Origin of the sequence: uncultured Cytophaga sp., assembly GCF_937863595.1 — a bacterium.
In the GTDB taxonomy this organism is placed as follows: Bacteria; Bacteroidota; Bacteroidia; order Cytophagales; family Cytophagaceae; genus Cytophaga.
Genome location: NZ_CALMGQ010000115.1, coordinates 1 through 7,581, shown reverse-complemented (window position 1 = coordinate 7,581; position 7,581 = coordinate 1). Strand labels below are relative to the sequence as shown.

Annotated in this window: 4 protein-coding genes; 2 read left to right on the top strand and 2 right to left on the bottom strand. The window is 36.2% G+C overall.

Annotation, left to right across the window (positions count from 1 at the left end; genetic code table 11):
* Positions 1-76 precede the first annotated feature (76 nt).
* Positions 77-628 carry a hypothetical protein gene (locus Q0543_RS10160; protein WP_299252212.1) on the bottom strand — a complete coding sequence of 184 codons (552 nt, stop codon included), beginning with the start codon at positions 626-628 and terminating at the stop codon, positions 77-79.
* Positions 629-1,179: 551 nt separating this feature from the next.
* Between Q0543_RS10160 and Q0543_RS10155 the strand changes: the two genes are divergently transcribed.
* Positions 1,180-1,689: a T9SS type A sorting domain-containing protein gene (locus Q0543_RS10155; RefSeq protein ID WP_299252209.1), complete on the top strand. Its 510-nt coding sequence runs from the start codon at positions 1,180-1,182 to the stop codon at positions 1,687-1,689.
* 15 nt (positions 1,690-1,704) lie between these two features.
* Complete coding sequence (locus tag Q0543_RS10150) at positions 1,705-4,803, top strand: FISUMP domain-containing protein (protein ID WP_299252206.1); 3,099 nt, start codon at positions 1,705-1,707, stop codon at positions 4,801-4,803.
* A gap of 375 nt (positions 4,804-5,178) precedes the next feature.
* On the opposite strand, the gene Q0543_RS10145 is transcribed toward Q0543_RS10150, so the two are convergent.
* The gene (locus Q0543_RS10145) at positions 5,179-6,153 is read right to left on the bottom strand and encodes a hypothetical protein (protein WP_299252203.1); all 975 of its coding nucleotides are present in this window, start codon (positions 6,151-6,153) and stop codon (positions 5,179-5,181) included.
* Between the last annotated feature and the right edge of the window lie 1,428 nt (positions 6,154-7,581).

Sequence of the window (7,581 nt, the reverse complement as noted above, 5' to 3'; positions counted from 1 at the left end):
GTCAATTCTTCAGGGAATATCTGGGAGAACATAAGAAATGTGTAGTGAAATTTATGCCTGTAAAGTTAATATTTTATCAGTTACTCCCCAGCTTTTTTACCTGACCCGTGAAATCGCTATAGCCAAGAAATAATTGTAAGTAAGTGGCCTTTTTATGTTCGGAATCAGTGAATACATTATGAATGTTTACTAATTCATCATCAAGTGCAAAGTAGACACTCTCATTTTTAGAATTGCTGATGATTTTTTGCCATGCCGCTTCGACATTTTTATTGAGAGAGAAAGTAATTACAAGAGCTGTGTCAATACCATCTATAAATAATTCAGATTGAATATCATTTACATCGGCAAGTGAAATAACTGATTCTTTCTGAATGTTTAATATCTCGTGGCCATAGAAACTCTTTTGAATGTTCGTATTAGTCTGATCAATAGCATAACAACCATCTTCAAGTATCGTATCAGAGATGTTGCCTGAATGCGCTTCTTGTTTTTCGCTTTGTTGAATAGTGTCGTTTTGAAGGGAATCAATCATCATAGGACTCTGAGTTTGAGTAGTTGTTTCTTCAGTTGAACAACTTGAAAAGAAGATAACGATTGCTGTAATTGAAAGTAGTAATATTTTCATATATGTTTTTTATTCGAATCAAAGATAAATATGATATCGGTAGAGACTAGCGAATAGCAGCCTTAGCGAAAATGTTATTAAGCCAACATGGATGACACAATCCATTTTGTCCATTAATCCAATAAATCCCAATTCAGACAAATAGACCATATTAGTACCCAGCTGCGATAAATTATTATCAGATATATTTTCTTCTTTCCATCCTAAAAATCTACTATTATTGTAACTTTTCTGGCCAACAATCCACTGCTCTGTGATGCTGCATCTTCTTGCATTCATGCACTCATAAATAGTTTTACGTAACATCAAACAGTACAATTTTGTTGGCCGCTGGCACAACAACGGGTTGGGCCGTGGTAAGGTGAGAAGTGGTGAGTGATAATATGGGTGGGGAAATACACTCTAGTGTTTTATTTATCTCAAAATGAAGGTCTTACTTATATTAAAATCTCATCTTAGTGTATTCAAAAAGGTGAGATTTTAATATAAATTAAAGTATATTTGTCTGGATAATTGAAACAAAATGTACTTTTTATTTTAAACAATTTGCAATGGGGTATTTAACTAAAGTTTTTGCTGCTATTTTATTTTCAGGAATAATCACAACAAAAATTCATGCACAGACTGATTTATATATTAAAGAAAAGTCTGGAGTTCAAACACAGGTTTCTTTAACACATTTACAAGCAATCAGTTTTCAAGATGGTAATGTTACTGTTGTGCAAACAGATAATAGTAAGACTGTTTATCCAATATCAAATCTGAGATACTTGAGTTTTACTGAATTTATAGATGCACCAACAGATCCTGTTACAACCTCACTAATGAATGCCACCCCAACTGGAATTAGGTTTTACCCAAACCCTGTGAACGAAAGGTTATTTGTGCAATCTGTTGAGAGTATTAGAGTCGACATTCTAAATGTTATAGGTGAATTTGTACTGAGCCAGACTATAGCAAAGGAAGGCAGTATTGATGTAAGCGGCTTGTCCCAAGGGGTCTATATATGCAAGATACAGCAAGGGGCTAATCAATCTTTTATCAGAATCATAAAAGAATAATTTATTTTTAGACAAATGAAAAAAATAATTTTAATAAGCATTTTTGCATTCATTATAAATGGTGCTTTTGCTCAATTTCAAGACTCATTGTTTGTTTATAAATCTGGAATGACGTTTAAGGAATTCGGATTTAACCAAATAGATACGATTATATTTAGATCAAATGGCAGTATTGATTCTATCTTTTTTTATAAAAATAATGTAGCTATTTATAAAGAAGCATTATCACAGTTAGATAGCCTCAATCGATACGATAAATTCGGACGTCTGAAAGATATTGATGGGAATATATATCGTACAATACGAATAGGAGATCGGATCTGGATGGCTGAAAATCTTAAAGTGACAACTTTAAATAATGGAGTTCATATTAATGAAATTACCGACAATGCAGCTTGGAGTTCATCAACTACAGCTGCTATGTGTTGGTACAATAATGACAAGGCAACCAATTTGGCACATAATGGGGCATTGTATAACTGGTTTACGGTTGATACTAAAAAACTATGTCCAATTGGTTGGCATGTGCCGAATAATTATGAATTTCCTAGTGTAAATAAAGATGGGGAATTGAGAATTCCGGGCACGGACTATTGGGATGCGCCAAATACAGAAGCTACAAATGAAAGTGGGTTTAGTATGTTTCCGAGTGGATATAGAAGTTCAAATTTTCATGACATGGGCACGTATGCTTATTTTTGGAGTACAACTCAATGGTCCGTTCAGGCAAGTCATATATGGACAGTGAGTCAATCATATAGTTCAATTCCTTATGATTATAATGAAAATGGAAATTCAGTAAGATGTGTTAAGAATACTGTTCCATCGATATCTATGGTCAATCTATCAAAAACATACGGAGATGCTGAGTTTATGTTGAATGCTGTTAGCACAATCTCAGGCACTATCTTTACATATGCTGTTGATAGTGGTACAGCAGCAACTATTTACTCCAATGGTTATACATCTATCTTAAATGCTGGGAAAGTAAAAATAAAAGTTACTTCAGCGGCAACGGACATTTATGATGAAAATTCATTTTTTGCTTATTTGGTAATTGCACCTCGAACACTAACAATTAAAGTAGGCAATCAATCTAAACTAGTAGGAAAACCTAATCCTACTTATAATTCCATCATTCCCACTGGTTTTGCAAACGGTGAAGGTGCGTACTCATCTGACGGAAGTATTTTCGGGCAATATTTAACATTCACAACTACTGCTACAATCAATAGTCCAATAGGTCAATATCCAATAGTTGCGTCAGGTACAAGTCCAAATCCAAATTATAAATATGTATTTGTGAATGGGATATTATCAGTAAATAACCCCGGACCTATACCATATGCACCAGCAAAAGACATAGATGGCAATACGTATAATACAGTTGTTATTGGTTCTCAAATATGGATGACAGAAAATTTACGAACAACGAAACTTCGAGATGGTACTAAGATTTCAAATCTTACAGATGCAAATGCATACAATGCCTTAACTACTGCTGGTGTGTCTTGGTATAATAACGACTCTGTGGCTAATTCTGCGAAGTATGGTGGCTTGTATAATTACTATTCAGTTAACACAAAACAATTGTGTCCGGTTGGCTGGCATGTGCCAACGTATGATGATTGGGATACACTTGTTAATTATTTAGGCCCGGGTTTAGGTGGTAAATTAAAAAGTGTGGATCCATCTGTTTGGGTATCTCCTAATGTAGGTGCTACCAATTCCAGTATGTTTAATGCAGTTGGTGCAGGCTTAAGAACCGGCACTGGAGTATATTATTTATTAAATAGCTATACCGATTGGTGGACGAGTAGTAGATCTAGTTCAGGCGCATATTATACAGAACTCGCTGCTTCAAATGCTGGCTTTACTAAAACATCAACAAGCTTATTGAATTATGGATATTCAGTACGTTGTTTGAAAAATGATACGGTATTTACTGTAACTAATTTTAAAGATACTTCAGTAGAATACGGCAACATATCTATATATGGTTACGAAGGAATAATATTTCAGGCACAAAGTAATGTTGTTACCGAAGCAATTTACAGTATTGTCAGCGGAGATGCAGTATCTCTAGACAATTCCTCCAACTCTATAGGCTTTTTTAAAATTAAAAAGGCTGGCACAGCTTTAGTAAAGGTTACATTTTCTGCAACAATAGACTATCCTGCATTCAGTAAAACGATAACGGTTACAGTACGCAAGAAGACCATAACATTAAAGCCTAATCCAGTAGTGAAAATACAGGGAACTGAAAATCCTGTAATTCCTATCGGCGGAACAGGGTTTTCTTATGGAGACAATAGTTCCAAAATAGATGTACTCCCAACGATTACTACGACTGCAACCTTAAACAGCCCTGTTGGAAAGTATCTCATATCGTTGAGCGGCGGTAGTGATGATTGCTATAATTTACAATTATTAACAGATTCACTTCAAGTAATTTCAAGCAGTAATGCAGTGCAGGATATTCAAGGGAATGTTTATAGAACAGTTACGATAGGATCACAAACATGGATGGCCGACAATTTAAAAACAGCTAAATTTAATGATAATACAGCCATACCATCGGCTGCCGACCTCTATGCTTGGGCATCATTATCATCTCCTGCTTACTGCTGGTATAATAACGATTCTGTTACAAATAGTTCTTTCGGAGCATTATATAATTTCTATGCAGTGCAAACCAATAAGCTTTGCCCTGTTGCTTGGCATGTACCAACAGATGCTGAATGGACACAATTAGAAAATTACCTGATTGGAAATGGATTTAATTTCGACGGTTCGCTTACTGAAAATAAAATTTCAAAATCGTTGTCGTCAAATATGGTTTCAGATTGGCCTTATGTTAGTTCAACAACAGGAGATGTGGGCAATAATATAAGTCTGAATAACCGTGCAGGATTTAATGCAAAGCCGACAGGTTTTCGTTCAAACTACAGCTCATTTTCAAATTATAATTACGCTGTTTATTATTGGACATCAACAATTAATGGTACAACGAAAGCATGGATACGAAACTGGTATTCAAGCGGCAGCTTAGGCACATCACGCAATTCTTATGAATACAGATATGGCTACTCTGTTCGATGTGTAAAAAATTAAACTATTTAATAGGTACAGTAATTTATGTGGTTTGACTCACGCCCTTGTTGGAGTTCTCAGGGAACAAATTTCTACTCAATGAGTGACTGTTATTTTCCTGAGTCTCCGACAAGCTGTCGGCGAAGAATGCATATATGTGTTATGAAAATGCGGTAAAAATTATTTGTTATTTTGTTTTGGCTGATTGCTCTCTAACATAAGCTTGTCGGAGACCCAAGGGGAATGGTACGATCATTAGTTGTTTTGTGAGGCCTTGGAAACTCCTTCAAGGGCGGAAGGTGCGAAGAGAGGGCGCCAGCATAGATGGAAGAAAAATTATTCCTCCCTTTGTTAGTAATAAAAAACAAAGAGAGGAATGTATTTAATTTTATAATACTAAAGCTTCGGATTACTATCCACCACCGACTTCTTAAACGTTACATTCAAATCGGCTAAAGAATCGATTCCGAACTCTTTCAGTGCCGACATCAATTGCTCGCCTTTGATATTTTTGTCTCTTAGTTCGATTACAAAATCCTTCAGCGACTGTATGGAAGCCAATATTTTGCTGATTTCTTTTGTGATAGGCAATTGCGCTTGTTTCAATTCGCGGTAGGCATTTTCCCTTATTGTATCCGAAGATTTGATTAAGACCAATTCTTGCTCAAAATCCTGATGTAATTTTGTTTTATAAGATTCCAGACTTTGTTCAATTTCCGTCAATTTTTCTTCCAACATTTCGTCATACGACTGTTTAGCTTCTCCTATGTCTTCTAAGATTCTTTCTATACGTTGTTCGTAATCACCAAACTGCTCCACTTTTAGCCATAGTTCTGCTACGCTTTTAATCGGATAATCGGCAGCTTCTTGCATGCCCAAAATTTCTTGTCGCAACGTATTAATCGCTGAAAAGCCAGGCTTGATAACCGCAATCGCCAAAACACCTAATGTAGCATAGATTCTAAATTCTGGCGTGATCCCTGGAATATGACGGCTAATATAATATACAAAACAAGCATTGGCACTGTGCACAACAATAGCAAAAATGGCTGCTCGCTTTTTGATTTTCTTGATTCGCTCTAAATCGCTGTCAAGGTTTATGCCTACTGGTTTCTGCGGATGATTTTGCCTTCTTTCCAAATCGGTTTGTGCAGCACGGGCAATAAAATACGTACTTCCCACAAGGATGCTCATACTCGAAACATACCACAGATAGAGTATAGCCGAAATCCATACATTCATTTCGTACGTGGTACCTCCATACATGGAAATGCACCATTTTAATAAAAAAACAATCAGAATGGAACCACCCATCCATAAAAGCCACTCAAAAAGTGTGGATACCAAATAAGATCTTCTGTTAATATTCATAATGTAAAATATTGAAATTTAAAATATTGAAATTTAAACTTGAAAGTAAACACATTATACTTAATAACAAATTATTTCTAGATGAAATAAAACCATCCCACCTTTCAGGTAGCCCTCCACCTTTCGCCAGTCTTAGCACAGTGGGGACTGGTGTCTATTATTCTGCAGTCTTAGACTGCGATTAAAATCTGAATTGAATGTTAAAATATATTTCCTGTCAGAGACTTTCGAATGGTGAACAAGTGATATGATAGAGATAAGTATGTTTTGTTAAAAGTCAACATCAATTGATTTTCATAAATGATTGTTAGGAGGTAATGACCCTGGCAAGGGTCACATATTTATAGAAAAGAAACCTATTCCACATATCTACGCACAATTCCGCAGGGATATTTTTTTTTGTGTGAAACATATATTGCTACCCTCGGTAGCGCGCGTATATTTTTTATTTTTGTGTTATGCTATAAAATGTGACTCCTAACGGAGTCAGTACGAAGATGGGAGAGGGGGATATTTATTTTAAATGTTTGCTCTCTAACATAAGCTTATCGGAGACCCAAGGGGAATGATGCGATCATTAGTTGTTTTGTGAGGCTTTGGGAACTCCGACAAGGGCGAGATTCAATAAGCCCCAATTCGCATAACGTATACATCCCGCACGCTCTTGTTGGAGTTCTCAGGCAGCAAATATCTGCTCAGTGATCGTCTGTTATTTTCCTGAGTCTCCGACAAGCTGTCTGCGTAGAACGCATTTATGTTTCAAAATTAAATGAGACGGAATAAAATTGTTACTTTTTATTTTTGATTTCAGCTCGCTAACGAAGGCTTGTCGGAGACCCAAGGGGAGAATGGTGCGATCATTAATTGTTTTGTGAGGCCTTGGGAACTCCGACAAGCTGTCGGCGAAGAATGCATATATGTGTTATGAAAATGCGGTAAAAATTATTTGTTATTTTGTTTTGGCTGATTGCTCTCTAACATAAGCTTGTCGGAGACCCAAGGGGAATGGTACGATCATTAGTTGTTTTGTGAGGCCTTGGGAACTCCGACAAGGGCGAGAATGTATTGATTGTGTCTGAAGCTAATCAATGCGCAACCTCGAAAGTGGCTCTTCACGCCCTTGTTGGAGTTCTCAGGGAACAAATATCAGCTCAATGAGCAACTGCTATTTTACTGAGTCTCCGACAAGCTATCGGCCAAGAACGCATTTATGTGTAATAAAAATGTGGTAAAAATTGTTTGTTATTTTGTTTTGGCTGATTGCTCTCTAACATAGGCTTGTCGGAGACCCAAGGGGAATGATGCGATCATTAGTTGTTTTGTGAGGCCTTGGGAACTCCGACAAGGGCGGTACGTATAGAATGCCAGCAAAAAACTAATAATTAATATGTGTTAGAAAATTAAATTTGTCAGAACCATCAATATAAT